Genomic DNA, 25,417 nt, shown 5'->3' on the forward strand with positions numbered 1-25,417 from the left:
GTGGCTCCGGATCGGCCGTGTGACATTTGGCTCAGAGGTTGTCAGCTTTGTCCGAGATGGTCCGACGGGCGTCACCTGCTGTACTGGACGGGAGCCACCCGACGGGTGGTGGTGACAGCAGAGGAGTGGTGATGGCGCAGGCGCCGACAGAGCCGAACATCGACGGATCGCCTGCAACGGCCGGCCGGAAGGAATGGATCGGCCTCGCTGTCCTCGCGCTGCCGACCCTGCTCATCTCCATGGATATGAGTGTGCTGTACCTGGCGATCCCGCAAATCAGCGCCGCACTCGAGCCGAGCAGCTCGCAACTGCTGTGGATCCTCGACGTGTACGGCTTCCTGGTGGCCGGATTCCTGATCACCATGGGCACCGTCGGCGACCGCATCGGACGTCGCAAACTCTTGCTGATCGGCGCGGTCGCATTCGGCATCGCATCGGTCGTGGCCGCGTACTCGAGCAGCGCCGAAGTCCTGATCGCGACCCGGGCGCTGCTCGGCGTGGCCGGTGCGACCCTGATGCCGTCCACCTTGGCGTTGATCCGCAATATGTTCCACGACCAGAAGCAGCGCACCACCGCCATCGGAGTGTGGATGACCAGCTTCATGGTCGGGATGGTGATCGGTCCGCTGATCGGCGGAATAATGCTCGAACACTTCTGGTGGGGTTCGGTATTCCTGGTCGCCGTGCCCGCGATGGTGCTACTGGTCGTCGCCGGACCGATGCTGCTACCCGAGTACCGGGATCCGAATCCCGGCAAGCTGGACCTGCTCAGCGCGGCGCTGTCCCTGGCGGCGGTGATCGGCATCATCTACGGCATCAAGGATCTCGCCGAGAACAGCCTCGGCGTAACCCCGGTCCTGGTGCTGACCGCCGGTCTGGTCCTGGGCGCGGTGTTCATAGCCCGACAGCGGCGGTTGGCGAACCCGCTGGTCGATCTGCGCCTGTTCGGCAACGTCAAGTTCAGTGGCGCACTCATCGCACTGATGGTCACCATGCTGGCAATGGGCGGACTCTTCCTGCTGCTCGCCCAGTACCTGCAACTGGTACTCGGACTGTCCGCGTTCCAGGCAGGTCTGTGGACCATGCCCGAAGCGGCCGCCATGGTGGTCGGAACGGTACTGGTCAGTGCGCTGGCACCGCGGATCCGCCCCGCCTACCTGATGGCAGGCGGACTACTCACCAGCATCGTCGGATACGCGATCTTCACCCAACTCTCCGGCGGCGATGACCTCGCGATCATCGTGACCGGCATGGTGGTGTTCTCCCTCGGGCTCAGCCCTATGTCGGTCCTCGGTCTGGACATGATCGTCGGAGCCGTGGATCCGGCCCGCGCGGGGGCTGCGTCGGCGGTCTCGGAAACCGGCCAGGAGTTCTCCATCGCCCTCGGTGTCGCCGTGATCGGCAGCATCGGCACTGCGGTCTACCGCTCACAGATGACCGATGCGATGCCGACGGGACTCCCCGCGGAGACCGCCGACGCCGCAAAGGACACCCTGGCCGGGGCGCTGCACGTCTCCGGCCAGCTGCCCGAGCAACTCGGCGCGGAATTGGCAACGGCTGCACGGCAAGCTTTCACCCAGGCGCTGGAGGTCAACTCGATCCTCAGCATCGGCCTCACCGCCCTGGCCGTCGGGCTCGTTCTCGTCCTGCTGCGCCATATCCCCGCACCGAACCAGCAGAATGCGGTAGCGGACAAGGAAACCATCGACGCATAACATCCGCCGAGCCGTGCCACCGCTTCAGCGGCTCATCCAGGCCACCTCCCGGCCGTCCCCGAAACCGGCCGAACCGGTGGGGATCGCGGAAACGACCGGTGCTGCGCCGGACGGGTGGGTCAGAAGTCCCAGTCGTCGTCCTCGGTGTTGACCGCCTTGCCGATGACGTAGCTGGAACCCGAGCCCGAGAAGAAGTCGTGGTTCTCATCGGCGTTGGGGGACAGGGCCGACAGGATGGCCGGGTTCACGTCGGTCTCGTCCTTGGGGAACAGGCCCTCGTAGCCCAGATTCATCAGCGCCTTGTTGGCGTTGTAGCGGAGGAACTTCTTGACATCCTCGGTGAGGCCGACTTCGTCGTAGAGGTCCTGGGTGTAGTCGACCTCGTTGTCGTAGAGCTCGAAGAGCAATTCGAAGGTGTAGTTCTTCAGCTCGTCGCGTTCGGCCTGGGTCACCTGCTCGAGCCCGCGCTGGTACTTGTAACCGATGTAGTAGCCGTGCACCGCCTCGTCCCGGATGATCAGGCGGATCATATCGGCGGTGTTGGTGAGCTTGGCCCGCGAGGACCAGTGCATCGGCAGGTAGAAACCGGAGTAGAACAGGAAACTCTCCAGCAGGGTGGAGGCGACCTTGCGCTTGAGCGGATCCTCGCCGCGGTAGTACTCCAGCACGATCTCGGCTTTGCGCTGCAGGTTGCGGTTCTCCTCCGACCAGCGGAAGGCGTCGTCGATCTCGCGGGTGGAGCACAGCGTGGAGAAGATGGAGCTGTAGCTCTTGGCGTGCACCGACTCCATGAACGCGATATTGGTGAGCACCGCTTCTTCGTGCGGGGTCAGCGCGTCGGGGATCAGACTGACCGCGCCGACGGTGCCCTGGATGGTGTCCAGCAGGGTGAGGCCGGTGAACACCCGCATGGTGAGCTGTTTCTCGTCGGGGGTGAGGGTGTTCCAGGACGGAATGTCGTTGGACACCGGGACCTTCTCCGGCAGCCAGAAGTTACCGGTGAGCCGATCCCAGACCTCGGCGTCTTTCTCGTCGGGTACCCGATTCCAGTTGATGGCCGAAACCCGATCGATGAGCTTCATGTTGCTTCCACACCCTTCCCGAGAATCCGACGACTGCCCTGCGCGTGCCGTAACACTACCCCTTGGGGGTTGAATCGCCGAGCGACACCACAACTTGTGTTTCGCGCGTCTAATGCGCTAGGGAGCGGGGATTTTCGGCGCACCAGGACCGCAGGCGCCGAGCGTACTTCAGTCGTCGGTGGGCGGTTTCCGGTGGCCGTCGGATTTTTCCTCGCCCGACGGCGCCATGGCGAGACCGAACGCGAGGCCGAAGCCGATACCCAGTCCGACACCGAGCGCCAGATTGCCGAGCACGACCAGGCCGAGTGGTATCCCGATCGCCAGGCCGATGACGATCCCGATACTCAGCCGGGTGCCGAGTGAGCGCTCACCCGCAGCATTGCCGCCCATACTTCGACGGTACGCCGATATGGCCTTTTACCTGCGGAAACAGTGTCTCGGAACGGTTGATTTCCGGTTGCGGACCGGTGTTCGCCGATCCCCGGGATCCGCTGCCGGGGGATCGGACTGCCGTTCGGTACCCACCGCGCCCATGAGCCACAGCGCCCGCCGGCGGGACAGCATCGCCGACATATCGTGGGCGAGCCCGAGATCGTGTTCGTGCCCGAGTTCCGTTCGCGGTTGTGATGGTGGTTTCCGCACGTTGCGCACCTCTTCTCGATGGGGTGACCACCACGTTAGGAAAGTTGTCTGGCGTATTTCTGGAGCCGCACTGTGAGTCTTCTGTGGACCGGCACGACCCGGGCGAGACGATGCGGCAACGGCAGACACGGTCGAGCGCTCAATGCCTGGGTGGACGCGGATCGGGTCGATCCCGGGACGTCTCAGTCCATGACGTAGGCGTTGAGGGTTTCCCGGATATCGGTGAGGATCGCGCGCGCCGCCGTCGGGCCGGTGGTGTGCCAGAGCGCGTCGTCGACGAGGAACAAGCGGTTGTCGCCCACCGCGCCGAGTTTCTCCCACGGGTCCGAACGCATCACGGATTCGCCGTGCTCCTGCCCATCCGTGCCCGCGAACATCACATAGATCAGATCGCCCTCGGCGGCCACCGGATCGGATTCGTCGATCGGGCCGGAGGTCTCGCGCTGCGCGGTCGGACGTCCGGCGCCGGTATCGGCGAGGATCTGCGCCGCGAAGGTCTCGGAGCCCAGATACTCGCTGCTCTCCGCAGTGAACCGCACTATCGACGCCTGAGCGAACCGGGCGTTGATGGAAGCACCGGTCAAGGCGGCGTCGCTGTGATAGGTCGCCAGTGCCGCCTCGCCCGCCCCATGGCGGCCCATGGCACCCGCGAAAGCAGTGAACTGCCGCTCCCAGTTCGGCTCATCGCCGACCAGCACCGTCGGGGCGATCTCGCTGAGCGCGGCGTAGCTCGCCCGGCCCGCGGGCATCTCGCCGACGATCAGATCCGGGTCCAGTTGCGCGATGAGCGCCGGATCCGGGTCGGCGGCGAACCCGACACCCGGGACTTCCAGCACCCCGTAACCCAGATAGCCCGGCTGCGGCGCCGGACCCGCGACGGTGGTCGCGCCGACCACTCGCTCCCACAACCCGACCGCACATGTCGCATCGAGCGCGGAAGTGCCCAGCACCACGATCCGCTGCGGATCCGCCGGAACCCGCGACTCGCCGGACCCATGCCGGATCGTGCGAGTGGAACCCTCGGCCGGATCGGGCGCGGTGGGCAGTGCGCAAGCCTGGGTGGTGTCGCGTTCGATACCGACCACGCCCGCACCGGCGACATTCGTCGTGGTGCGGATGATCGAGGCCGAATCATCGGGATGACTCGCGCACGCGGACACCGCCAGCGCGGTGCAGGCGAGCACGACGCCCAGGAACCGGCCGAGCCGGCCGGTCCGCACGGAGATCCGGGGGTCACGCGCGGCTGGAATATGGACAGCGGGGCTCACCGGCATGCCGGGAAGGGTACATGCCCACTGTGATTCGACGCGCGCCAGCGTTGACGGCCGACCGCGCAGGCTCCGCGGAAGGGCTACCACCACCACCCGGCAGCCTCGCCCGGCGCAGGCCGGACGAGGCGGAACGAGTGCCCCTCGACCTCGAGTACGACACAGAGTAGGACCCGGACGACCCGGGCTGGGCGGACGGTTTACGATTCGAGAAGCGCAAGCTAACCGTTGGCCGCCCCGTGCACCGGGCGGCGGGCAAAAACAGTGGAGCCTGCGGAGCGACCCTAAAGGCACCTTCAGGAGGATCAGTGACTGCCGTAGAGCCCAAGCCAATCCCACAGGGGGTGGAAGCGACTCGGCCATTTCCGGCGCGAACAGGGCCGAAGGGGTCGTTCATAGTCAAGATGGTGACCACCACGGACCCGAAGGTCCTGGGTGTCATGTATCTGACCACCTCGATGGCGTTCTTCCTCATCGGTGGCCTGATGGCGCTGATGATGCGCGGTGAACTCGCGCGCCCGGGTCTGCAGTTCCTCTCGCCTGAGCAGTTCAATCAGCTGTTCACCATGCACGGCACGATCATGCTGCTGTTCTACGCCACCGCGATCGTGTTCGGCTTCGCCAACATCATCCTGCCGTTGCAGATCGGCGCCCCCGACGTCGCCTTCCCGCGCCTCAACGCCTTCAGCTACTGGCTGTACGCGTTCGGCGCCACCATGGCGACCGCCGGTTTCATCACCCCGGGCGGTGCCGCGGACTTCGGCTGGACGGCTTACGTGCCGCTCACCGACATCCTGCACTCGCCGGGCGTGGGCACCGACCTGTGGATCATGGGCCTGGCCGTCTCCGGTCTGGGCACCATCCTCGGCGGTGTGAACATGCTGACGACCGTGGTCTGCCTGCGCGCTCCGGGTATGACCATGTTCCGGATGCCGATCTTCACCTGGAACATCGCCGTCACCAGCGTGCTCGTCCTGCTGGCCTTCCCGCTGCTGACCGCCGCCCTGATGGGTCTGGCCTACGACCGGCACCTGGGTGGCCACATCTACGATCCGGGCACCGGCGGCATCCTGCTCTACCAGCACCTGTTCTGGTTCTTCGGACACCCCGAGGTCTACATCATCGCGCTGCCGTTCTTCGGCATCGTCTCCGAGATCTTCCCCGTGTTCAGCCGTAAACCGATCTTCGGCTACACCACCCTGGTCTACGCGACCCTGGGTATCGCGGCCCTGTCCATCGCGGTGTGGGCGCACCACATGTACGCCACCGGCGCGGTGCTGCTGCCCTACTTCTCGTTCATGACCTTCCTGATCGCGGTCCCGACCGGCGTGAAGTTCTTCAACTGGATCGGCACCATGTGGAAGGGGCAATTGACGTTCGAATCACCGATGTTGTTCTCGGTGGGCTTCCTCGTCACCTTCCTCTTCGGTGGTCTGTCCGGTGTCATCCTGGCCAGCCCGCCGCTGGACTTCCATGTCACCGACTCCTACTTCGTGGTGGCGCACTTCCACTACGTGCTCTTCGGCACCATCGTGTTCGCCACCTACGCCGGCATCTACTTCTGGTTCCCGAAGATGACCGGCCGGATGCTGGACGAACGCCTCGGCAAATGGCACTTCTGGACCACGTTCCTCGGCTTCCACCTCACCTTCCTGGTGCAGCACTGGCTGGGCGCCGAAGGTATGCCCCGCCGCTACGCCGACTACCAGGCCGGTGACGGGTTCACCACGCTGAACACCGTCTCCACCATCGGCGCCTTCATCCTCGGCGCCTCGATGCTGCCGTTCCTGTGGAACGTCTTCAAGAGCTACCGCTACGGCGAGGTGGTCACCGTGGACGACCCGTGGGGTTACGGCAACTCCCTGGAATGGGCCACCAGCTGCCCGCCGCCGCGGCACAATTTCTACGAACTGCCGCGGATCCGCTCGGAACGACCCGCCTTCGAACTGCACTATCCGCATATGGTCGAACGGATGCGCAAGGAAGCGCACGTCGGATTCACCGGCGGGGCCAGACACCATGACGAGGAGACGCTGGTCAAGTCCTAGCGGGACCTGCCTCGTTCCTGTGCACCTGTCGATTTCGGTCGGCGGGTGCACAGGTGTTTCGGGGGGTCGGGTGGTGCGGGGTGGGTTTGTTCGCTCACGAGTAAGGGTGGGCTTGTTCGTCGGGTCAGGGTGGGTTGTTGGTGTAGGTGGGGTGCGGGCTTGCTGGTGTAGGAGAGGTGAGCTTGTTCGTGAAGGTGCTGTGTTTTCGGCGCGCTGGCGCGCGCGGGGGTTGAGGCCCTGAAGTCTCGCCGTTCAGGCCTCGAGACTCGCGCTTCGCGCATGCGCTTTCGAGGCCTGAACGGCGAGACGGCCTCAACCCTTTGGGTGTCTCGTAAAACTCGACTCACTGGGTTGCGTTGCGGGCGGGTGGCTGGAGTTGCGTGGTGAGTGGCTGGAGTTGTGTGGTGAGTGGGTGGGGGTGTGGTGAGGTGGTGGGGTTGGTCTTCACGGTTGCTACGGGGGTCGGTGTCCAGGGGGCGTCGGCCGGTGGGGTGGGTCGTGTACTTACATTGTTGTGGGCAGGCCCGTGGGCCCCGCGATCGTGCGCAGCGTGGCGCTCCTTCCGAATGGTCGGCATCCGTGGTCGGGGCCCGCCCCGGTTCTGGAGCGACGAAGCGATGGAGCGCAGCGACTGAGCGCAGGAGTGAAGAACCGGGGTTAATAGGGCCCCGACAGCCCCGCCGAAGGCGGGGCAAATAAACACAACCCGGGGTCACGAGGCCCCGACTTGCGCCGCCGGAGGTGGCGCCGAAGATAGGGGTGTTTTGTGGCCGAGACCACCGTGCTGGTCACCGTTACCGGGCCCGACCGTCCCGGTGTGACGTCGGTTCTGCTGACGGCCATGTCGCGGCGTCGGGTGAGTCTGCTCGATATCGAGCAGGTCGTGATCCGCGGCCGGCTCACCCTGGGGGTGCTGATCAGTTGTCCCGCCGACCCCGAGTCGTTGCAGGACGAGCTCGAAGAGGCGATGAACACCGTCGGTATGCAGGTGGACATCGATATCGATCCCGAGGTCGCGCGGGCCCCGGTGTCCACACACGCCGTGGTGGTGCTGGGCTCGCCGGTGACGGCGCGGGCGTTCAGTGCCGTATCCCGGGAGCTGGCCGGGCTCGGGGCGAATATCGATACGATCCGCGGGATCGCCGACTACCCGGTGACGGGGATGGAGTTGATGGTGACCGCCCCCGACCATGATGGGGATACCGATTCGCGGTTGCGGACCGCGCTGGCGGATGTGGCGGTCATCGAACGGGTCGATATCGCGGTGGAACGGGCCGGGTTGGCGCGCCGGGCCAAACGGCTGATCGTCTTCGATGTGGATTCCACCCTGATCCAGGGTGAGGTGATCGAGATGCTGGCAGCTCACGCCGGGGTCGAGGGACAGGTCCGGCAGGTCACCGAGGCGGCGATGCGCGGGGAGATCGATTTCGAGGAATCGCTGCGGCAGCGGGTGGCGACCCTGGCGGGGCTGGACGAATCGGTGATCGGCGCGGTGGCGGCGACCATCGAACTCACGCCCGGCGCCCGGACCACCATCCGGACGCTCAAGCGGCTCGGTTTCCGGTGCGGTGTGGTCTCCGGCGGTTTCCGGCAGGTGATCGACCCGCTCGCGCGCGAGCTGGACCTCGATTTCGTCCAGGCCAATGTGCTGGAAGTCGTCGATGGGAAACTCACCGGCCGGGTGGTCGGGCAGATCGTGGACCGCGCGTACAAGGCGACCGCGCTGCGGGCGTTCGCGGCGGACGCCGGGGTGCCGATGGAGCAGACGGTCGCGGTGGGCGACGGCGCCAACGATATCGATATGTTGAACGCGGCAGGGCTGGGCGTGGCCTTCAATGCCAAACCGGCATTGCGCGAGGTCGCCGATACCGCGCTCTCCCATCCCTATCTGGATGCCGTGCTGTTCATCCTGGGTGTGACCCGGGACGAGGTCGAAGCCGCCGACGCCGAAGACGGCCTGCTGCGCCGGGTTCCACTGGGGTGAGTTGTGCTTTCCGGCGCCGCGGGGGGATATACGGCGGCGCGTGGGTAGGCTGTCGTCCGGTGTTGCTCGGGTGCTGGGAGGGTTGGTGAAATGCCGGATAGCGGCGTGACGGATGTGGCGGCGAACGGTCACTACATTGATGCGGATCCGGACTACGAGGATGGCATGGATCCTGAGTTCTGCACGGAGCCGGGATTTTCCGAGCGCCACGACGAACTCGCCGCGGGATACGGGGGTCTGGGCGATCCCGAGGATCCCGCACAGGTGCAAGCGATGCAGATGGTGCTGCACCTCCCCAAAACCGATCCACCCGCGCGCAGTGATGTGCTCGCCGCCGCGGCGGCCGCGGCGGTCGCGCTCTGCCTGGATCCGCGGGTCGGTTTCGAAGGGGACTGGGAGGAGCGGTATCTGGCCTGGAAGCGGTCGCGGATCCGGAAGGTCGCCCGGCGGGCGCGCGGCGCTCAGTGGGCGGCCGCGAACGAGGTCCCCGGAGTGACCGTCGAGAGCGGGGGCGCCCTGGTGCGGGCCCTGGTACCGAGCCCCGTGGGTGCGGTCGACGCCCGGATCCGGCGACTCCAGATCGGCGGTACCGACCTCGAATCCGACGATCCCGGGCCGGTGCCACTGGACGTCCCGGTGTTCTGGGTGAACGCCGAACTGGGTATGACAGTCGGTAAAGCCGCGGCGCAGGTAGGGCACGCGAGCATGCTCTTCGCCGGTGCGCTGCCGGTGGAACAGGCCCGGACCTGGGCACAGCGTGGATTCGCCTGCGCGGTCCGTGAGGCCGGCCCCGATCAATGGCAGATGCTGCGCGCCGCTGTCACCCGCAGCGCCGCGACCGCCGTACGTGACGCCGGTTTCACCGAGGTCGCACCCGGCTCCACCACCGTGATCGCCACCCGGCCCGCGCGGCCGGACCATTGGTAGCAGGCGAGCACGGTTCACGTCGTCACCCACCCGAAGGCGACACCTCATGGGGATCGGTGGTGGCGGCCGGTACGACTCCCGACCCACCTCCGTCCGCGACCACGCGGCGGCCGCGGACGTCGAGGTGTTCTCGTTTCCGGCCGCCGGTCCCGTTCATCGCATACGGCGGACTCGGGCATCCTCTGGCTCGGGGCCCGGCTGGTGCTCCGGCGAATCGCGGGTGCCCGGTGCCGCGATCGTGTTCGCCTCGAGACAAGATGGAGCGCGTGGCGCACCCCGATCCAGATCTGCTCATCGATTTCACCAACGTTTCCATCCGCCGCAACGGGCACACCCTCGTGGGCCCGGTGACCTGGCAGGTAGAACTCGACGAACGCTGGGTCGTGCTGGGCCCCAACGGAGCCGGTAAGACCTCGTTGCTGCAGATCGCGGCGGCCGAAACCCACCCCTCCTACGGCGCCGCCTATGTGCTCGGTGAACGGCTCGGCAAAACGAACGTCAGCGAACTGCGGCCGCGGATCGGGCTGTCGTCGGCGGCGCTGGCGGCGCGCATCCCGCAGGAAGAGCGGGTCGCCGATCTGGTGGTGTCGGCCGGATACGCGGTACTCGGCCGCTGGCGCGAGAAATACGACGAGGTCGATACCGACCGCGCGATCGACATGCTGGAAAGCCTGGGCGCCGAACATCTTCTGGACCGCACCTACGGCACGCTGTCGGAAGGCGAACGCAAACGGGTCCTGATCGCTCGCGCTCTCATGACCGACCCGGAACTGCTCCTGCTGGACGAACCGGCCGCCGGCGTGGATCTGGGTGGCCGCGAGGAACTGGTGGAGAGCCTCGGTGATCTGGCCGCCGATCCCGACGCTCCGGCGCTGGTGCTGGTCACTCATCACGTCGAGGAGATCCCGCCGGGCTTCACGCACTGCATGCTGATCAGCGAGGGGGAAATCGTCAAGCAGGGCCTGATCGACGATGTGCTGACGGCCGAGAATTTGAGTGAGGCGTTCCGGCAGTCCATCGCGCTGGACCGGATCGACGGGCGATTCTTCGCCCGGCGGGCGCGGCGGCTCGGGCGGCACCGGTCGCGGTAGGGGCTGTGTTTATTCGGCGCCGCCTGCGGCGGCGCGGGTCGAGGCCCCGGGGGGTCCCGCCGCTGCGCCCTCGAGACTCGCGCCTTCGGCGCATGCGCTTTCGAGGGCGCAGCGGCGGGACGGGCCTCGACCTTTGTGGGCCTCGTAAGACTCGGCGCGGGGGGTGCGGTTGTTCGGGGGGAGGATCCGATGTGGGTTCGGTCGGGGCCAGAAGCTGGTCGGCCAGGGGTGAGGAGAGGGTCGGCCGGTCGGACGGTGGTGGGCTCGCTGAGACCCGCAGGGGTCGGCACGCCGGCAACACGGCTAGTGTGCGAAGGGTGAGTGAGACGACTGTGCCGGATCCGGATGCCGGGGTGCCCGAAGCCAAGGATGCCTCGACCGTGATGCTGGTGCGGGACGGTGCGACGGGTCCGGAGGTGTTCCTGCAGCGGCGGGCGGGGGCCATGGAGTTCGCCGCGGGGATGACCGCTTTTCCGGGCGGGCGGGTGGATCCGGTGGACGCCGCGGTGGCCATCGAATGGGCCGGGCCGCCGCCGCGGTGGTGGGGCGAGCGATTAGGCGTGTCCGACGCACGGGCGAAGGCGCTGGTCTGCGCGGCGGTACGGGAGACCTTCGAGGAGTGCGGGGTACTGCTGGCCGGTCTTACCGCGGACACGGTTGTCGCCGATACGGGCGGGTATCGCGCGGAGCGGGAGCGGATCGAAGGCCGGGATCTGACGCTGGCGGAGTTCCTCGCCGCACGGCAGCTGGTGCTGCGCGCCGATCTGCTGCGGCCGTGGTCGCGCTGGATCACACCGACGGTGGAACGTCGTCGCTACGACACCAACTTCTTCGTGGCGGTGCTGCCCGAGGGACAATTGGCCGACGGCGCGACCACGGAAACCGATCTGGTGCAGTGGTCCACGCCGGCCGCCGCACTGGACACCTGGAAAGCCGGTGAGCATGTGCTGCTGCCACCCACCTGGTCGCAGCTGACCTCGCTGGCCGATTACCGGGATACCGCGCAGATCCTGGCGGCCGAACCACAGATCGATCCGATCCAGCCGGAATTCGGTGAGGCCGACGGCAAGAAACTGCTGCAGTTCCCGGACAACATGCGTTACTTCGCGGATCTGCCGGATCCGTCCCGGCTGGTCGGGTCGAAAGGGATGCGCGATACCGATCCGGCGCTGCTCGGCGGCTCGGGGAATGCGGGCGGCGTCGCGGACGGCCGGTAGCGTAACCGTCCATGGCGGAATTCGTATCCCTGTCCCGGCTCGGGTCCGACGAAGCGAGCGGGTCCGGGCGTGGTGTGGCGGTGCTGCGTATCGCCCGCCCGCCGATGAATCTGTTCGATACCCAGCTGATCCGGGAGATCGCCGACGCGGCCACCGCGTGCGGTGCCGATCCGGAGATCGCCGCGCTAGTGGTCTACGGGGACGAGCGGGTGTTCTGCGCCGGTGACGATCTGGCCGAACTCGCCGAGCTCCCGGCCGAACAGGCCGGCGCGATGGCCGCCGACCTACAGGCCGCGCTGAGCTGTCTCGCCGCGGTCCCGCAGCCCACGGTCGCCGCGATCAGCGGATACGCCCTCGGAGCGGGTCTGGAGTTGGCGTTGGGCGCCGACCGGCGGATCGTCGGCGACAATGTGAAGCTCGGTTTCCCGCAGATCGATGCCGGTCTGATCCCACTCGCCGGCATCCGGCGGTTATCGCTGCTGATCGGCCCCGGGCCGGCCAAGGATCTGGTGTACAGCGGCCGTTTCGTCGAACCGGACGAGGCCGCGCGGCTGGGCCTGGTCGATCAGGTCGTCGCACCCGACGATGTGCTGGGGGTGGCGATCGAATGGGCGCGCCGGTTCGTCGACGGCCCGGCGCGGGCGCTGGCCGCGGCGAAGGCGGTGTTCGAGGCGGGGCCGCACGGTCACGAACGAGCCCGCACCGAATGGGCTCAGCTGTTCAGCACCGAGGATCAGCGCATCGGAACCCGCTCCTACCTGCGCGACGGGCCGGGGTCGGCGGCGTTCACCGGGCGCTGAACGAGTCGGAGGCCACCCGAACCTACCCGGTGGTATCGGTCGAGCGGGAGGCAAAGGATAGGCTTTCCGACCATGACGGTACGCCCCGACGACCCCGCGCCACATCCGCACGCCACCGCCGCGGAAGTCGAAGCAGCATTCGAGGACACCAAGCTCGCCCAGGTGCTCTACCACGACTGGGAAGCCGAGACCTACGACGACAAATGGTCGATCTCCTATGACGAACGCTGTATCGACTACGCCCGTGGCCGGTTCGACGCCGCGGTCGGCACCGATGCGGAACTGCCGTACGACCGTGCCCTGGAGCTGGGCTGCGGGACCGGTTTCTTCCTGCTGAACCTGATGCAGTCCGGTATCGCGAAGAGCGGTTCGGTCACCGATCTGTCGCCCGGCATGGTGAAGGTCGCGCTGCGCAACGCCGAGCACCTGGGCCTGGATGTGGACGGCCGGGTCGCGGACGCCGAGACGATTCCCTACGAGGACGACACCTTCGATCTCGTCGTCGGGCACGCCGTCCTGCACCACATCCCGGATGTGGAACAGTCGCTACGGGAATGCCTGCGGGTGCTCAAACCGGGAGGCCGTTTCGTCTTCGCCGGTGAACCCACCACCATCGGCAATGTGTACGCCCGCAACCTCGGCAACATCACCTGGAAGGCGACGACCGCCCTCACCAAACTCCCCTTCCTGCGGGACTGGCGCCGACCCCAGGAAGAACTGGACGAATCGTCGCGTGCCGCCGCGCTGGAGGCCGTGGTCGATCTGCACACTTTCGATCCGGCTCAGCTCGAGGATATGGCGCGCTCGGCCGGCGCGGTGGACGTGGCCGCGCATACCGAGGAATTCGCCGCCGCCCTGTGGGGGTGGCCGGTACGTACGTTCGAGTCGGCTGTGCCGGACGAGAAGCTGACAATCGGCTATCGGATGGCGATGTACCGCGCGTGGATCGGGCTGAGCTGGGTGGACGAGAACGTGATGCGCCGGGTGGTGCCGCGGCAGTTCTTCTACAACGCCATGATCACCGGAGTGAAACCGGCCGCCGCCGCGAAATAGTGGGCTACAGCTTCGCCCCGGGCGATATCGCCTATCTGGGTTCGGTGGCCGGGTCGGCGGCACTGGCCGCGGTCGCCGAACTGGATCTCACCGCCGCGTCGCAGCTGCGCGATGTGGCGCTGGTTCGGCGGACCTACGGTGATCGCGCGCCCGCATTGATCGAAACCGTGCGCCTGCGTCGCCGGGCGGCGGGCAAACTGTCCGGTGCGCAGGACTGGCTGCTGACCGACGAAGCGCTACAGCAGGCCACTCCCACGCTGGTCGCCCGGCATCGCGCCCGCCGGTTGGCCGGCCGCGATGTCCACGATGTGACCTGCTCGATAGGTGCGGAGCTGGCCGAACTGGCCCGGGTGTGCCCGCGGGTGGTCGGCAGCGATCTGGACCCGGTGCGGCTGGCCATTGCCCACTACAACCTGATCCGCCCGTCCCCGAACCCAATCTGTGCCGGCTCCCTGACAGCGGGGTCTCGAGGGCCCCGACCCCGCGGCGCCGCAATCGAACACAGCCCCGACCCGCCGAAGGCGGGGCAGAAAATACAGCTGGTGCGTGCCGACGCGCTGGCCCCGTGTACCTCCGGCACGGTCGTCGTCGCCGATCCGGGGCGCCGAGCGGACGGAAAGCGCACCCACGATCCGGCCGCGCTGCAACCGCCGCTACCGGATCTGCTCTCGGCGTACGCAGGTCGTGATCTGGTCGTGAAATGCGCTCCCGGACTGGATTTCGACCGGTTGGACTGGGACGGCGAGGTCGAGGTCGTCTCGCTGGACGGGGGCGTCCGGGAAGCATGCCTGTGGTCGGCGGGACTGCGCGAAGCAGGCATCGCCCGCCGTGCCACCGTCCTCACCTCGGCGGGGGCGATATCCACTCTCACCGATGCCGATCCGGACGAGATCCCGGAGCGGGACCCGGGAGAGTGGATCGTCGACCCCGACGGTGCCGTTGTCCGCGCCGGACTGGTCCGCCATTACGGTGCCCGCCACGGTCTGTGGCAGCTGGATCCGCGTATCGCCTACCTGACCGGTGACCGGCTTCCCGACGGTGTGCGCGGTTTCCGCATTCTCGACCGCTGCGTCCTGCGCGAGAAGGTGTTGCGGGCCGAATTGCGCCGCCGCGACTGCGGCCGGCTGGAAATCCTGGTCCGCGGTGTCGATATCGATCCCGATGTCCTGCGGCGACGGCTGAAGCTCACCGGATCCCGGCCCTATACGCTCGTGATCACGCGTATCGGCAGCGCGGCCACTGTCTTCCTGTGTGAGCCTTCGCGCCCCTGAGTGGAGGATCAGCGCAGCTTTCCACGGCGAGCAGGGTGAGGTTTTCCGGCCGGGACCGGGCGTTCATCCGGGACCCGGTACGCCCTCACGGCAGCCCTACATACGCTGTCGGCTCCCCGACCTTGGTTTCCAAGATGGGAATGGTCTTGTTGATCGGCAGCCCGTTCTCGTCGAAATCGAGCCGTCCGCTCGCCCCGAGGATCGCGGTGGCCCCGTGCATCTGTTTCATCTCCTGCACCACCTGACCCGGCGCCACGATGGGGCCGGCGTATTCGGCCGCCCGCCGGATCGCCTCGACAGCGGTACCGGCGGCATCGTATTCCATGATGGCGGCGAAGTCCTCCAGGTTGCCGTCCTCGGAGAATGCGCGAAAGCAGACATCTCCCGCACAATCGTCCGCGAACTGTCCGAGGGCGCTCGGACTGAACCGATCCGGATCGTCGCTCCAGGCCTGCGGATGCACCTGCCCCGTATACAGCACCGATACCCCGGTTTCCAGCGCGATCCCGGCCGGACTGCCGTCGAGGCGGCGGCCGGCCATATCGTCGGCGGTGAGTATCCGGATCGGTGTCCGGCAGTTGCGTTCGGCCAGCGCGGTCAGGAAGCCGAGCGCGTGGCCCGCCCGGCCCGCGAAATAGATGGTGTCCGGGGCGTTCTGGCAGATATTCGGCAGCATTCGGCGGAAGGTGCTGGCCGCTGTGCTGACGCCGGAATCGTATGTTTCCGGTCTCTCGACGAGCCGCTGCGGATCGTCGTGAAAGCGCGCGGTGAAGGCCGCGGCGAGGGTGCGGCCGTAGTGGTCCACCTGATTGTCGTCGCGGATGACCATGATCCGGTTGGCACGTGTTACTGCGCGCCTCCATCGGCTGCGCACTGGAGATGACATCGCGCAAATTCCGGAGTGACGCACGGCGATTGTCTTCCTGCATATGCAGTGTGCTCCCCACCGCCACCAGGCACAGCCACAACTGCGGGAATGCCATCCGCCCGAATTGCCGCCGATGCCTGCCCAATTCGAACGCGAGTTCGCCGAATACCTCTCGCGGGGCTCGCTCGCCCTGGCCCAGATCGATATGGGCGAGCGGGAGTTTCGCGCAGCGCTGCGCCAGAGCGTGCAGCAGAACGGTTTTCCCGCTGCCCGGCGGTCCGACCGCCACCACCACCGGCAGCGACCGGCTCCGGCCCGCCGGCCGCTGGACCAACTGCTCGATCAACACCCCGGTGATCGGCTCCAGCCCATGCAATTTCGGACTTCTACAGGCATCGCCCTCCCGGCTCGGTATCGATACCCGGCATATCGATTTCCGGTACCTCGAGGACGCCCCCGGGTCACCCCGGCGTGAGCTGGGCGAGCCGGCCGAAGATATCGATCAGTACTGCCATCTTAGGTAATTATGTCGGTGCTGTTGGGCTCTGCGGAAAAGGAAATGTGAAACGGTGGTGCGCGAATGGTTCGCGGGCAGGCGAGGTGCGGTCCGCGGGTAGTCGTCAGGCCTGCGGCCCCGAGGCCGACAACGACGACAACCAGCAGAGGGGAGTGGGAGGGTACTGCATGGTGCACACGAGACCGACGCTCTCGGGTGCCTGCCGCTCGACGGCCGAGGACCGTGGTTCGAGCGGCAAGGCCGAGGAGGTGGCCGCGGTGGCGAGCGGGGCCGTCAGGAGGGCCGATACGAGGAGGCCGACCCGGAGAACATGACGCATGGCTACTTCTTTCCGATCGGGCGGTACGGATCAGCTGTGAGGCTAGTGGAGTTCGCGCTCGTGGCACAGCCCCGACGTGCCCTGCCCCCGGTTCTCCGGGCGGTCCGATCCCTCGGCCGGTGGACAGCGAGAGCGGGTCGGCCGGCGGTGTCGGCGGGCCGGGGTACGGTCGCCTCATGACGATGTACGCCGCGCTGCTGCGGGGGATCATGCCCAGCAATCCGAATATGAGCAACGATAAATTGCGCGGCGTATTCACCGGCCTCGGATTCCATGCGGTGGCCTCGGTGCTGTCCAGCGGCAATATCGTCTTCGGCGCGGCGGATACGGATATCGCCGAACTCGAAGATCGGATCCAGGAGGCCCTGAACGCCGAACTCGGAATTCCGGGCGGCACGATCATCCGTAGCGAGGCCGAGCTGCGGGATCTGCTCGATCGCGATCCGTTCGCCGGTTACACCCACGGTCGTGGCACCTACCTCACGGCGACCTTCTTCAAGAGAACCGGCGAGGCCCCGCCCGTCGCGCCGACCGACGGTGATCCGCTCACCGAGGTCATCGGCTACGACGAGGCGGCCCGGGTCTTCCTCACGGTGATCGACAACAGCACGCCGAAGACGCCGAATTTCATGGCCTGGCTCGAGCGTGCCTACGGCAAGGACATCACGACCCGCACATGGCTCACCGTGCAGCGGGTCGTCAAGAAGATCGATGCGGTGAAGTAGGCGGTACGCTCAGGCCTCCTGGGTAACCCCGTTCTTCTTCCGCGCGATATCGGCCAGCGCCGCGTCGCGGGCCGCGCGCTCGGCGGCCCCGGCTTCCCAGGTCGACTTCCGGTTCTTCACCACCCGCGCCGGTGCGCCGACCGCGATGCTGTAATCCGGGATCTCGCCCTTGACCACCGCGTGCGCCCCGAGTACGCAGCCGCGGCCGACCCGGGTCTCGCGCAGCACGGTGACCTTGGCGGCGATCCAGGTGTCCGGGCCGATCCGGACCGGGCTCTTCACGATGCCCTGGTCCTTGATGGGCAGGGTGATGTCGTCCATCCGGTGGTCGAAGTCGGTGATGTAGCACCAGTCGGCGACCAGGGTGGATTCACCGATCTCGATATCGAGGTAGGTGTTGACGACATTGTCCTTACCGAAGACCACCTTGTCGCCGATCCGCAGCGAGCCCTCGTGGCAGCGGATGGCGTTCCCGTCACCGATGTGTACCCAGCGCCCGATCTCGAGCCGGCCCAGCTCGGGGGTCGCGTGGATCTCCACATTGCGCCCCAGGAACACCATGCCGCGCAGGATCACATGCGGGTTGGCGAGCCGGAACTTGAGCAGCCGGTAGTAGCGGACCAGGTACCAGGGCGTATAGGCGCGATTGGTCAGCACCCAGCGCAGCGAATCGAGAGTGAGGAACCGGGCCTGCCGCCGGTCACGCCGCCGGGAGCCCTGCCAACGCGTGCGCAACGGTGCGCCCCACATGCTCGACACGTTCGTCTCTCCTCGGATTCTGTGCTGCCAGTACTGCCGAACAGCCTACTTTCGTGCTCGGGGACCCCGGCCTATACCCTTCCGTTAATCTCACACACACGTGGGCCCGGGGAGACAGGACGACGGAGGAGACCAGCAGGTGCGTATCGGCAGCGGCATACGGACCGTGTCCTGGCTTACGGCGGCGGTGGCCGCCCTGGGGGTGCTCACCGCGTGCGGAACCGATGTCGACGACATCACCGTCGGCCGGGGGCTGGGCTGGCCCGCTCCCGGGCACGAGAGCCGTAACAGCGGTACCACCCCGGTGACCGGCTCACGGGCGTTGAGTCTGCAGTGGTCGCGGCCGGTCGGTGGGCCGATCGTGCAGCCGCCGACGGTGGGATCGGAGGGGCAGATCTTCGTCACCAGTCGCACCGACGCGCAGTGCGATGTCTTCTCCTACCAGATGCGCACCGGGCGTAAACGCTTCTGTAATCCACTGGGCCCCAACGCCGTCTATTCGCCCACCCTGCTCGACGGGGCGAACAATGTGTACGCGGGTCTCGACAGCGGGGTGGAATCGAATAATTTCCTCGGTCAGCCGCGCTGGCGTACGCCGGTGGCGGGCGTCCCGATCGGGATGCAGTTCACCGGGGACGGACATCTGCTGGTGATCACCCAGTCGGGCCAGGTCGATGTGCTCGAACGGCAGACCGGTAGGCGGATGGCGCCCACCCAGCAGCTGCTGCCGCAACCCGATTTCCTGCAGTCGCCGAATCTGGACTGGCCACCTGCCGGTGCCGGTCTCGACGACTGCCGTACCGGTGGCCCGGATTGTGCGGTCGCGACCGTCGCGGCCATGGATATCGACAGCGGGCGGATCTATGCGACGGTCCGCAAACCGGGCGAGGCCAGGGCCGCCCTGGTAGCGCTGCGCTACGCCGACGGGAAGGTCGAGCAGGAGTGGAGCCGGGAGATCCTGGCCGACGGTAGTGCCACCGATCCGGCGCTTTCCGCCGACGGCGCGACCCTCTACATCGGCGACAACAGCAAACGCCTGATCGCGGTGAACGCGACCGACGGGACCCCGAAATGGGAGGCGCAACTGGACTGGGAGCCGCGCCGCGGTATCTCGGTCTCCGACGACGGCCTGATCATCCCCGCCGGTGACAACGGCTACCTGATCGCGCTCCAGGATACCGGCGCCAGTTTCGAAAGGGTCTGGGAGCGTAAGGATCTCGCGTTGCGCGGCCTCCCGGTGCAGACCGCGGGGGACACCGGTTACGTCACCGCCGCGATCGGCACGGGACTGAACCTCGTCACTTTCGACACCCGCACGGGCGCCACCCTGGACTCGGACGTCCTGCCGGGAGGCCAGGGCACCACCACCGGTACCGCGGTCGGTGCCGACGGAGAGGTCGTGGTCGCCACCCGGATCGGCGAGATCTTCGCCTTCGCGGAGAACGATTGATACTGCGTGGCAATAGTCCGGCCCCGCCGGATGTGCGGCAATAGTCCGGCCCCGCCGGAGATGGATTATCCGATGCCGGGCAGCGGGTCGCTGTCGCGTCGATGCGACCCGCCGAGTTACTTCGGATCCCGCTCCGGCAGCGGGCGTTCCACGATCACCGGACGGCCCAGCGGGTTACGCACCCGGCGCTTCGCGTCGGAATAGATCCCGGCGGTTTCGGCCGCCACCACATCCCAGGCGAAATCCGCGGTCAATCGCTCCCGGGCGGCGAACGCGCGGTCCTGAGCGGCGGCGGGATCGTCGAGTACCGAGATCGTCGCGTCCACCAGCCCGTTCACATCGGCGGGCTCGAACGAGGCTCCGGTGACACCGTCGATCACGGCCTCGCCCAGACCGCCGGCGGTCGAGGTGACCAGCGGAGTTCCGGCCGCGGCCGCCTCGAGGGCGACGATCCCGAAGGGCTCGTAGCGGCTCGGCAGTACGATCGCGTCGGCGCCGTGCAGCCAGCCGAGGAGTTCGGTGTGGTCGAGCTGGCCCGCGAAGTGCACCGCCCGCGCCACCCTGTGCGTCCGGGTGCGTTCACGTAGCCATTCGAACTGGGTCCCGACCCCGGCTACGGTCAGTACTGTCCCGGGATGGGCTCGGCGGATCCGGGGCAGCGCGGCGATCGCGTCCTGTACACCCTTCTCGTATTCGAGGCGTCCCACATAGAGCAGTCGTGGGGGGCCGCTTCGTGGCGAGCGGGTGCGGAATGTCCACGCCCCCACGTCGATTCCGTTCCGGATCACATGGACCGGCACCCGGTCGGGCCGGTAGAGTCGCTCGACCTCGTCCTTCATCGAGGTGGAACAGGTGATCAGCGCATCCGATTCGTTGGCCAGCCACCACTCCACCGAATGCACCTGCCGGTTCACCCGGCCCGCGACCCAGCCGCTGTGCCGGCCGGCTTCGGTGGCGTGGATCGTGGATACCAGCGGCACGTCGTAGTACTCGGCCAGCGCGATCGAGGGATGGGCCACCAGCCAGTCGTGCGCGTGCACCACATCGGGGGTCCAGCCCTCGCCGATACCCGGTTTGTCCAGTGCGATACCGGCGCGCACCATCGCATGCCCCATGGCCAGGGTCCAGGCGAGCATATCCTCGCCGAAATCGAAGATCGGCGGATCCTCGGCCACCGCCACCACCAGGACCCCTTCGGCGACGAACGAATGAGTGGGGTGGGTGGCCGGACTGGTACCGGTGGGCCGCCGTGCCAGTACCACCACTTCGTGACCGGCCGCGGCCAGTGATGTCGCCAGGTGGTGGACATGTCTGCCCAGCCCGCCGACGACCACCGGGGGGTACTCCCACGACACCATCAAGATTTTCATCGAGGTCCTTCTGCAGGGGTGACGCGTAGCCTACGCGCGTCCAGGGCCGGGAACACTCCGTCGGCCACCGCCCATCCTGCCGCCAGATCCCGCGCTCTGCCGAGTTGTCCCGCTTCGACGGCTCCGGCGATCTCGCGGACCGCGTGCGCGTGTTGATGGGCCCGGTCGCGGGCATAATCGGCGGCAGAATCCTTGCTGACCATGAACGCCCAGTCGCTCGACACCGCCAGGATCGCTTCCCGCAGCAATTGGTCGGCCACCGGATCGCGGCCGGTCGGAGCTCCGGCGCGCATCTTGGCTGTGGTGTCCAGCGCCAGCCGGACGATCTCGGAGTTCAGATCCACCAGATCGCGTACCCGGTCGCCCGCCCAGACCCGCCAGTCCTTGCCCGAACCCCACGACGAATCGGCGAGTGGCACCGGTTCTCCGACGAAACCGCGGTCACGCGCATCGGCCAGGGTGCCGACGGTGATCCCGGCTTCCGGTAGCGCCCGCAGCACCTGCGCCAGCCACTGCGGCCCCTCGTGCCACCAGTGCCCGTACAACTCGGTGTCGAATGCGGCGACCACGAGCGCCGGGCGCCCGATCCGCTCGGATTCGCTGATCAGCCGTTCCCGCACCGTCTGCACGAAATCGTCGACGTCGCGGCCGATCTGCGCCGCGGCGAGGCCGGGATCGTAGGGCGCCTTGTCCGGGCCGGCCACGGTTTTGCCGGTGACCCGGGCGGGTTTGAGACCGGTGGCGTGGTCGTAATGGTGGAAATCCCGGTACACGGCGTTGCCCGGATAGCCCGATTTCGGCGACCACACCCGGTAGCTGACCGTGAGATCGCGGCCGAACGCCAGCACCGGCGAATCGTGTACCGGGCGGCCGAGGGCCGTATCGCCGCGTAGCGCGGGCCCGTCGACCATGAAATGCGTCACACCGGCGTCCGCGTAGCCCTGCTCCATTCCGGGGGTGAACCCGCATTCCGGCGCCCAGATCCCGGCCGGAGTATGCCCCCAGCGCAGGCGGGAGTCGGTGAGGCCCTCGCGGAGCTGGAACTCGCGCAGCCGGTCGTCGAGCAGTGGCTGGAACGGATGGGCCAGCGGGCCGCCGAGGAGTTCGATGACATCGCCGTCGAGTAGCTGCCGCCACACGGGTGCGGCGCCGTGGCGCCACTGCTGCTCGAATTCGGCCAATGCCGCGGCTGCCAGCCGGTGTTCGTGCGCACCCAACGCGCGGTTTCCGGATTTCGCTGCCTCGTCCGCTCGCAACTGCCAGTTGCCCAGCCAGTGGTGCATACCGGCGAGAGAATGTGGGTCGTCGAGCTGGGCGGCCAGGACCGGGGTGATCCCGAGGGTCAGCAGATGTGAACGGCCCTCGGCCGCCAGCGTGCGCAGGACCTCGACGACCGGCAGATACGACGCGGCCCAGGACTGATAGAGCCATTCCTCGCCGACCGGCCACCGTCCGTGATGGGCCAGCCAGGGCAGATGGGAGTGCAGGACGAGCGTGAACTGTCCGGGTATCTCGTGAGTTCGCTTGCCACTCAAGGCTTCACCGCGAGCGCCACGAGATCGAGACTGGCATCGATGGTTTCGGGGGTCAGCGCGAAATCGTCGATCGTGATCCCCGCTACGTCGGCGGTGAGTTCGGCGGGCCAGGGCTCACCGGCCAGGGCGCGTTCGATCTGCGCGGCGATGAACGAACCGCCGTGTTTGGTGTCGAGGGCCCGCAGATTCGGTCCGTGGTGCACGCCGGTCATCAGTTCGACCCGGAACCCGGCCTCTTCGAGGAGCTCGGTGAGTTCGGCGGCGTTGAGCTCACGGGTGTGGAAGGGATTGAGCGGGGTATCGCGCCCGGGTGAGAAGGTGATCCGATTCGGGGTACTGATGAGCAGTTCCCCGCCGGGGCGCAGGACCCGCAGGCATTCGCGCAGGAACTCTGCCTGGTCCCAGAGGTGTTCGATCACTTGGAAATTGACCACCGCGTCCACTGCCGCTTCTGGCAGGGGCAGTGCGGCGAGATTGCCGCGGATCATGTGTACGGCCGGATAGCGGGTCCGCACGTGAACCGCGGCGCTGCGGTCGTAGTCCAAGCCCACGACCGCCTTCGCGACTCCTGCGATCATATCGGCGCCGTATCCCTCGCCCGAGCCCGCCTCGAGGACCACCTTGTCCGCGCACCGCGACAGCAGCCGGTCGTAGACGATCTCGTGCCGGCGGAACCAGTAGTTCTCCTCCGCGATGCCCGGCACCGTCCGCTCGCCGGTCAACGGCAGCGGTTCCAGTACTTCCTCGGTGGCCGGTGCGGCGGGAATCACAGCCTCGCTCATTGCGACGAGGTTACTGGTACGGCCCGGTACGGGAGACGCCCGGTGGCCCCTCGCGGCGGCCCGCAGCATAAGTTACCCACGAGTAACTTAACGTAGGGTAATGTCTCGGCCTGAGCTACTCACATGGACGTACGGCCGCTGGAGATCGTGCGACCGCCAATACAGGTAACCAGAACAGGAGGTCGACGAAGACCGATGCCTAATATCGTCGTACTCATCAAGCAGGTGCCCGATACCTGGTCCGAGCGCAAGCTGACCGACGGTGACTTCACCCTCGACCGTGAAGCCGCCGACGCGGTGCTCGACGAGATCAACGAGCGCGCCGTCGAGGAAGCCCTCCTGATCAAGGAGGCCCAGGGTGGCGAGGTCACCGTGCTGGCCGCCGGTCCGGACCGGGCCACCGAGGCCATCCGCAAGGCGCTGTCCATGGGCGCCGACAAGGCCATCCACATCAACGATCCGGCCATCCACGGCTCCGACACGGTGCAGACCGCGTGGGTGCTGGCCGGTGCGCTGGGCCAGGTCGAGGGTGTCGAACTCGTCATCGCAGGCAACGAGGCCACCGACGGACGCTCCGGCGCCGTCCCGGCCATCATCGCCGAATATCTGGGCATCCCGCAGCTCACCCACCTGCGCAAGCTCACCGTCGACGGCGAGAAGATCACCGGCGAGCGGGAAACCGACGACGGTGTCTTCAAGCTGGAGGCCACACTGCCGGCCATCGTGAGCGTGACCGAGAAGATCAACGAGCCGCGCTTCCCCTCCTTCAAGGGCATCATGGCCGCGAAGAAGAAGGAAGTGCAGACTTTCACCCTGGAAGATCTGGGTATCGACCCGTCGACCGTGGGTGTCGCGAACGCGGGCAGCTCCGTCACCGCGTCCACCCCGAAGCCGCCGCGTACCGCGGGCGAGAAGATCTCCGACGAGGGCGACGGCGGCACCAAGATCGCCCAGTATCTGGTCGGCCAGAAGATCATCTGAGACCCGCACCCGCAGCGACTTCTAGGAGAAGAGAGAAATGGCAGAAGTACTTGTGCTCGTCGAGCACGCCGACGGTGCGGTCAAGAAGGTCAGCACCGAACTGCTGAGCGCCGCCGCCGCTCTCGGTGAGCCGGCCGCCGTGGTGACCGGCCCGGCCGGTACGGGCGACAAATTGGCCGATGCGCTGGCCGCCGCCGGCGCCGCCAAGATCTATATCGCCGAATCCGATGATGTGGACGGCTACCTGGTCACCCCGAAGGTCGATATCCTGGCCGGCCTCGTCGAATCCGCCTCCCCGGCCGCCGTCCTGGTCGCCGCGACCGCGGAAGGCAAAGAGGTCTCCGGCCGGCTCGCCGCCCGTATCGGGTCGGGCCTGCTGGTCGACGTCATCGATGTGCAGGCCGACGGTACGGCTGTGCACAGCATCTTCGGTGGCGCGTTCACCGTCGATGCCAAGGCCACCGGCGATGTCCCGGTGATCTCGATCCGCCCGGGTTCGATCGAGGCCAAGCCCTCGGCCGGTGCCGGTGAGAAGGTCACCGTCGAGGTCCCCGCGCAGGAAGAAGGCGTCGTCAAGGTCACCAGCCGCGAACCCGTCGTGGCCGGTGACCGTCCGGAACTCACCGAGGCGAACATTGTCGTATCGGGTGGCCGCGGTGTCGGTTCGGCCGACAACTTCTCCGTGGTCGAGGCGCTCGCCGATTCGCTCGGCGCGGCCGTCGGTGCCTCCCGTGCCGCGGTCGACTCGGGGTACTACCCGGGCCAGTTCCAGGTGGGTCAGACCGGTAAGACGGTCTCCCCGCAGCTGTACGTCGCCCTGGGTATCTCCGGCGCCATCCAGCACCGGGCCGGTATGCAGACGTCCAAGACCATCATCGCGGTCAACAAGGACGAGGAAGCTCCGATTTTCGAGATCGCCGACTACGGCATCGTGGGCGACCTGTTCAATGTCGCCCCGCAGCTGACCGAAGAGGTCAAGAAGCACAAGGGCTGACCATTCGCGGCTTGTTCCG

General features: G+C 67.2%; 22 protein-coding genes. 13 read left to right on the forward strand and 9 right to left on the reverse strand.

Annotated features, from left to right (window positions below; translation table 11 throughout):
- The first annotated feature begins 131 nt into the window (after window positions 1-131).
- On the forward strand, window positions 132-1,715 hold the full coding sequence (locus OG405_RS03750; RefSeq protein WP_327150247.1) for an MFS transporter: 1,584 nt from the start codon (window positions 132-134) through the stop codon (window positions 1,713-1,715).
- Between the two features lie 119 nt (window positions 1,716-1,834).
- On the opposite strand, the gene nrdF is transcribed toward OG405_RS03750, so the two are convergent.
- The 3 genes from nrdF to OG405_RS03770 form a co-directional block, all read right to left on the reverse strand.
- On the reverse strand, window positions 1,835-2,797 hold the full coding sequence (gene nrdF / locus OG405_RS03755; RefSeq protein WP_327150248.1) for a class 1b ribonucleoside-diphosphate reductase subunit beta: 963 nt from the start codon (window positions 2,795-2,797) through the stop codon (window positions 1,835-1,837).
- A 168-nt stretch (window positions 2,798-2,965) separates the two neighbouring features.
- On the reverse strand, window positions 2,966-3,187 hold the full coding sequence (locus OG405_RS03760) for a hypothetical protein (RefSeq protein ID WP_327150249.1): 222 nt from the start codon (window positions 3,185-3,187) through the stop codon (window positions 2,966-2,968).
- Between the two features lie 434 nt (window positions 3,188-3,621).
- Window positions 3,622-4,713: an ABC transporter substrate-binding protein gene (locus tag OG405_RS03770; RefSeq protein ID WP_327150250.1), complete on the reverse strand. Its 1,092-nt coding sequence runs from the start codon at window positions 4,711-4,713 to the stop codon at window positions 3,622-3,624.
- A 302-nt stretch (window positions 4,714-5,015) separates the two neighbouring features.
- Here OG405_RS03770 and ctaD point away from each other — a divergent pair, with 302 nt between their 5' ends.
- The 8 genes from ctaD to OG405_RS03810 all read left to right on the forward strand — a co-directional run bounded on the left by ctaD (window position 5,016) and on the right by OG405_RS03810 (window position 15,098).
- Window positions 5,016-6,755: an aa3-type cytochrome oxidase subunit I gene (gene ctaD, locus OG405_RS03775; RefSeq protein WP_327150251.1), complete on the forward strand. Its 1,740-nt coding sequence runs from the start codon at window positions 5,016-5,018 to the stop codon at window positions 6,753-6,755.
- A gap of 766 nt (window positions 6,756-7,521) precedes the next feature.
- Window positions 7,522-8,739: a phosphoserine phosphatase SerB gene (serB, locus tag OG405_RS03780; RefSeq protein ID WP_327150252.1), complete on the forward strand. Its 1,218-nt coding sequence runs from the start codon at window positions 7,522-7,524 to the stop codon at window positions 8,737-8,739.
- Window positions 8,740-8,904: 165 nt separating this feature from the next.
- Window positions 8,905-9,666 (forward strand): aminoacyl-tRNA hydrolase, encoded by a 762-nt coding sequence (locus tag OG405_RS03785; protein WP_327152190.1) that lies wholly within the window; start codon window positions 8,905-8,907, stop codon window positions 9,664-9,666.
- Between the two features lie 257 nt (window positions 9,667-9,923).
- A complete protein-coding gene (locus OG405_RS03790) occupies window positions 9,924-10,757 on the forward strand; it encodes an ABC transporter ATP-binding protein (RefSeq protein ID WP_327150253.1) in 834 nt (277 codons plus the stop codon).
- A gap of 317 nt (window positions 10,758-11,074) precedes the next feature.
- Window positions 11,075-11,974, forward strand: a complete 900-nt coding sequence (locus OG405_RS03795; protein WP_442790657.1) for an NUDIX hydrolase — start codon at window positions 11,075-11,077, stop codon at window positions 11,972-11,974.
- Between the two features lie 11 nt (window positions 11,975-11,985).
- On the forward strand, window positions 11,986-12,774 hold the full coding sequence (locus OG405_RS03800; protein WP_327150254.1) for an enoyl-CoA hydratase-related protein: 789 nt from the start codon (window positions 11,986-11,988) through the stop codon (window positions 12,772-12,774).
- Between the two features lie 72 nt (window positions 12,775-12,846).
- The gene (locus tag OG405_RS03805; protein ID WP_327150255.1) at window positions 12,847-13,827 is read left to right on the forward strand and encodes a class I SAM-dependent methyltransferase; all 981 of its coding nucleotides are present in this window, start codon (window positions 12,847-12,849) and stop codon (window positions 13,825-13,827) included.
- Complete coding sequence (locus OG405_RS03810; protein ID WP_327150256.1) at window positions 13,827-15,098, forward strand: class I SAM-dependent methyltransferase; 1,272 nt, start codon at window positions 13,827-13,829, stop codon at window positions 15,096-15,098. The genes OG405_RS03805 and OG405_RS03810 overlap by 1 nt, the downstream gene beginning before the upstream one ends.
- An 85-nt stretch (window positions 15,099-15,183) precedes the next feature.
- On the opposite strand, the gene OG405_RS03815 is transcribed toward OG405_RS03810, so the two are convergent.
- Both OG405_RS03815 and OG405_RS03820 read right to left on the reverse strand, forming a co-directional pair.
- A complete protein-coding gene (locus OG405_RS03815; RefSeq protein ID WP_327150257.1) occupies window positions 15,184-15,927 on the reverse strand; it encodes a hypothetical protein in 744 nt (247 codons plus the stop codon).
- Between the two features lie 659 nt (window positions 15,928-16,586).
- A complete protein-coding gene (locus OG405_RS03820; RefSeq protein ID WP_327150258.1) occupies window positions 16,587-16,802 on the reverse strand; it encodes a hypothetical protein in 216 nt (71 codons plus the stop codon).
- A gap of 176 nt (window positions 16,803-16,978) precedes the next feature.
- Here OG405_RS03820 and OG405_RS03825 point away from each other — a divergent pair, with 176 nt between their 5' ends.
- Window positions 16,979-17,527 (forward strand): DUF1697 domain-containing protein, encoded by a 549-nt coding sequence (locus OG405_RS03825; protein ID WP_327150259.1) that lies wholly within the window; start codon window positions 16,979-16,981, stop codon window positions 17,525-17,527.
- A gap of 9 nt (window positions 17,528-17,536) precedes the next feature.
- On the opposite strand, the gene OG405_RS03830 is transcribed toward OG405_RS03825, so the two are convergent.
- Window positions 17,537-18,286 (reverse strand): acyltransferase, encoded by a 750-nt coding sequence (locus tag OG405_RS03830; RefSeq protein WP_327150260.1) that lies wholly within the window; start codon window positions 18,284-18,286, stop codon window positions 17,537-17,539.
- 139 nt (window positions 18,287-18,425) lie between these two features.
- Between OG405_RS03830 and OG405_RS03835 the strand changes: the two genes are divergently transcribed.
- Window positions 18,426-19,736, forward strand: a complete 1,311-nt coding sequence (locus tag OG405_RS03835) for an outer membrane protein assembly factor BamB family protein (protein WP_327150261.1) — start codon at window positions 18,426-18,428, stop codon at window positions 19,734-19,736.
- A gap of 116 nt (window positions 19,737-19,852) precedes the next feature.
- Here OG405_RS03835 and OG405_RS03840 read toward each other — a convergent pair whose 3' ends face one another.
- From OG405_RS03840 to OG405_RS03850, 3 genes are read right to left on the reverse strand one after another with little or no spacing between them, the layout of a single operon-like run.
- Complete coding sequence (locus OG405_RS03840; RefSeq protein WP_327150262.1) at window positions 19,853-21,106, reverse strand: glycosyltransferase family 4 protein; 1,254 nt, start codon at window positions 21,104-21,106, stop codon at window positions 19,853-19,855.
- Window positions 21,103-22,641: a glycoside hydrolase family 57 protein gene (locus tag OG405_RS03845; RefSeq protein ID WP_327150263.1), complete on the reverse strand. Its 1,539-nt coding sequence runs from the start codon at window positions 22,639-22,641 to the stop codon at window positions 21,103-21,105. The genes OG405_RS03840 and OG405_RS03845 overlap by 4 nt, the downstream gene beginning before the upstream one ends.
- Window positions 22,638-23,423: a class I SAM-dependent methyltransferase gene (locus OG405_RS03850; protein WP_327150264.1), complete on the reverse strand. Its 786-nt coding sequence runs from the start codon at window positions 23,421-23,423 to the stop codon at window positions 22,638-22,640. Before OG405_RS03850 ends, OG405_RS03845 begins: the two co-directional genes overlap by 4 nt.
- Before the next feature lie 195 nt (window positions 23,424-23,618).
- On the opposite strand from OG405_RS03850, the gene OG405_RS03855 reads away from it, so the two are divergent.
- Window positions 23,619-24,404 (forward strand): electron transfer flavoprotein subunit beta/FixA family protein, encoded by a 786-nt coding sequence (locus OG405_RS03855; protein ID WP_327150265.1) that lies wholly within the window; start codon window positions 23,619-23,621, stop codon window positions 24,402-24,404.
- A 37-nt stretch (window positions 24,405-24,441) separates the two neighbouring features.
- The gene (locus OG405_RS03860; RefSeq protein WP_327150266.1) at window positions 24,442-25,398 is read left to right on the forward strand and encodes an electron transfer flavoprotein subunit alpha/FixB family protein; all 957 of its coding nucleotides are present in this window, start codon (window positions 24,442-24,444) and stop codon (window positions 25,396-25,398) included.
- Window positions 25,399-25,417 lie beyond the last annotated feature (19 nt).

Source organism: Nocardia sp. NBC_01329 (assembly GCF_035956715.1).
Taxonomy (GTDB): domain Bacteria; phylum Actinomycetota; class Actinomycetes; order Mycobacteriales; family Mycobacteriaceae; genus Nocardia.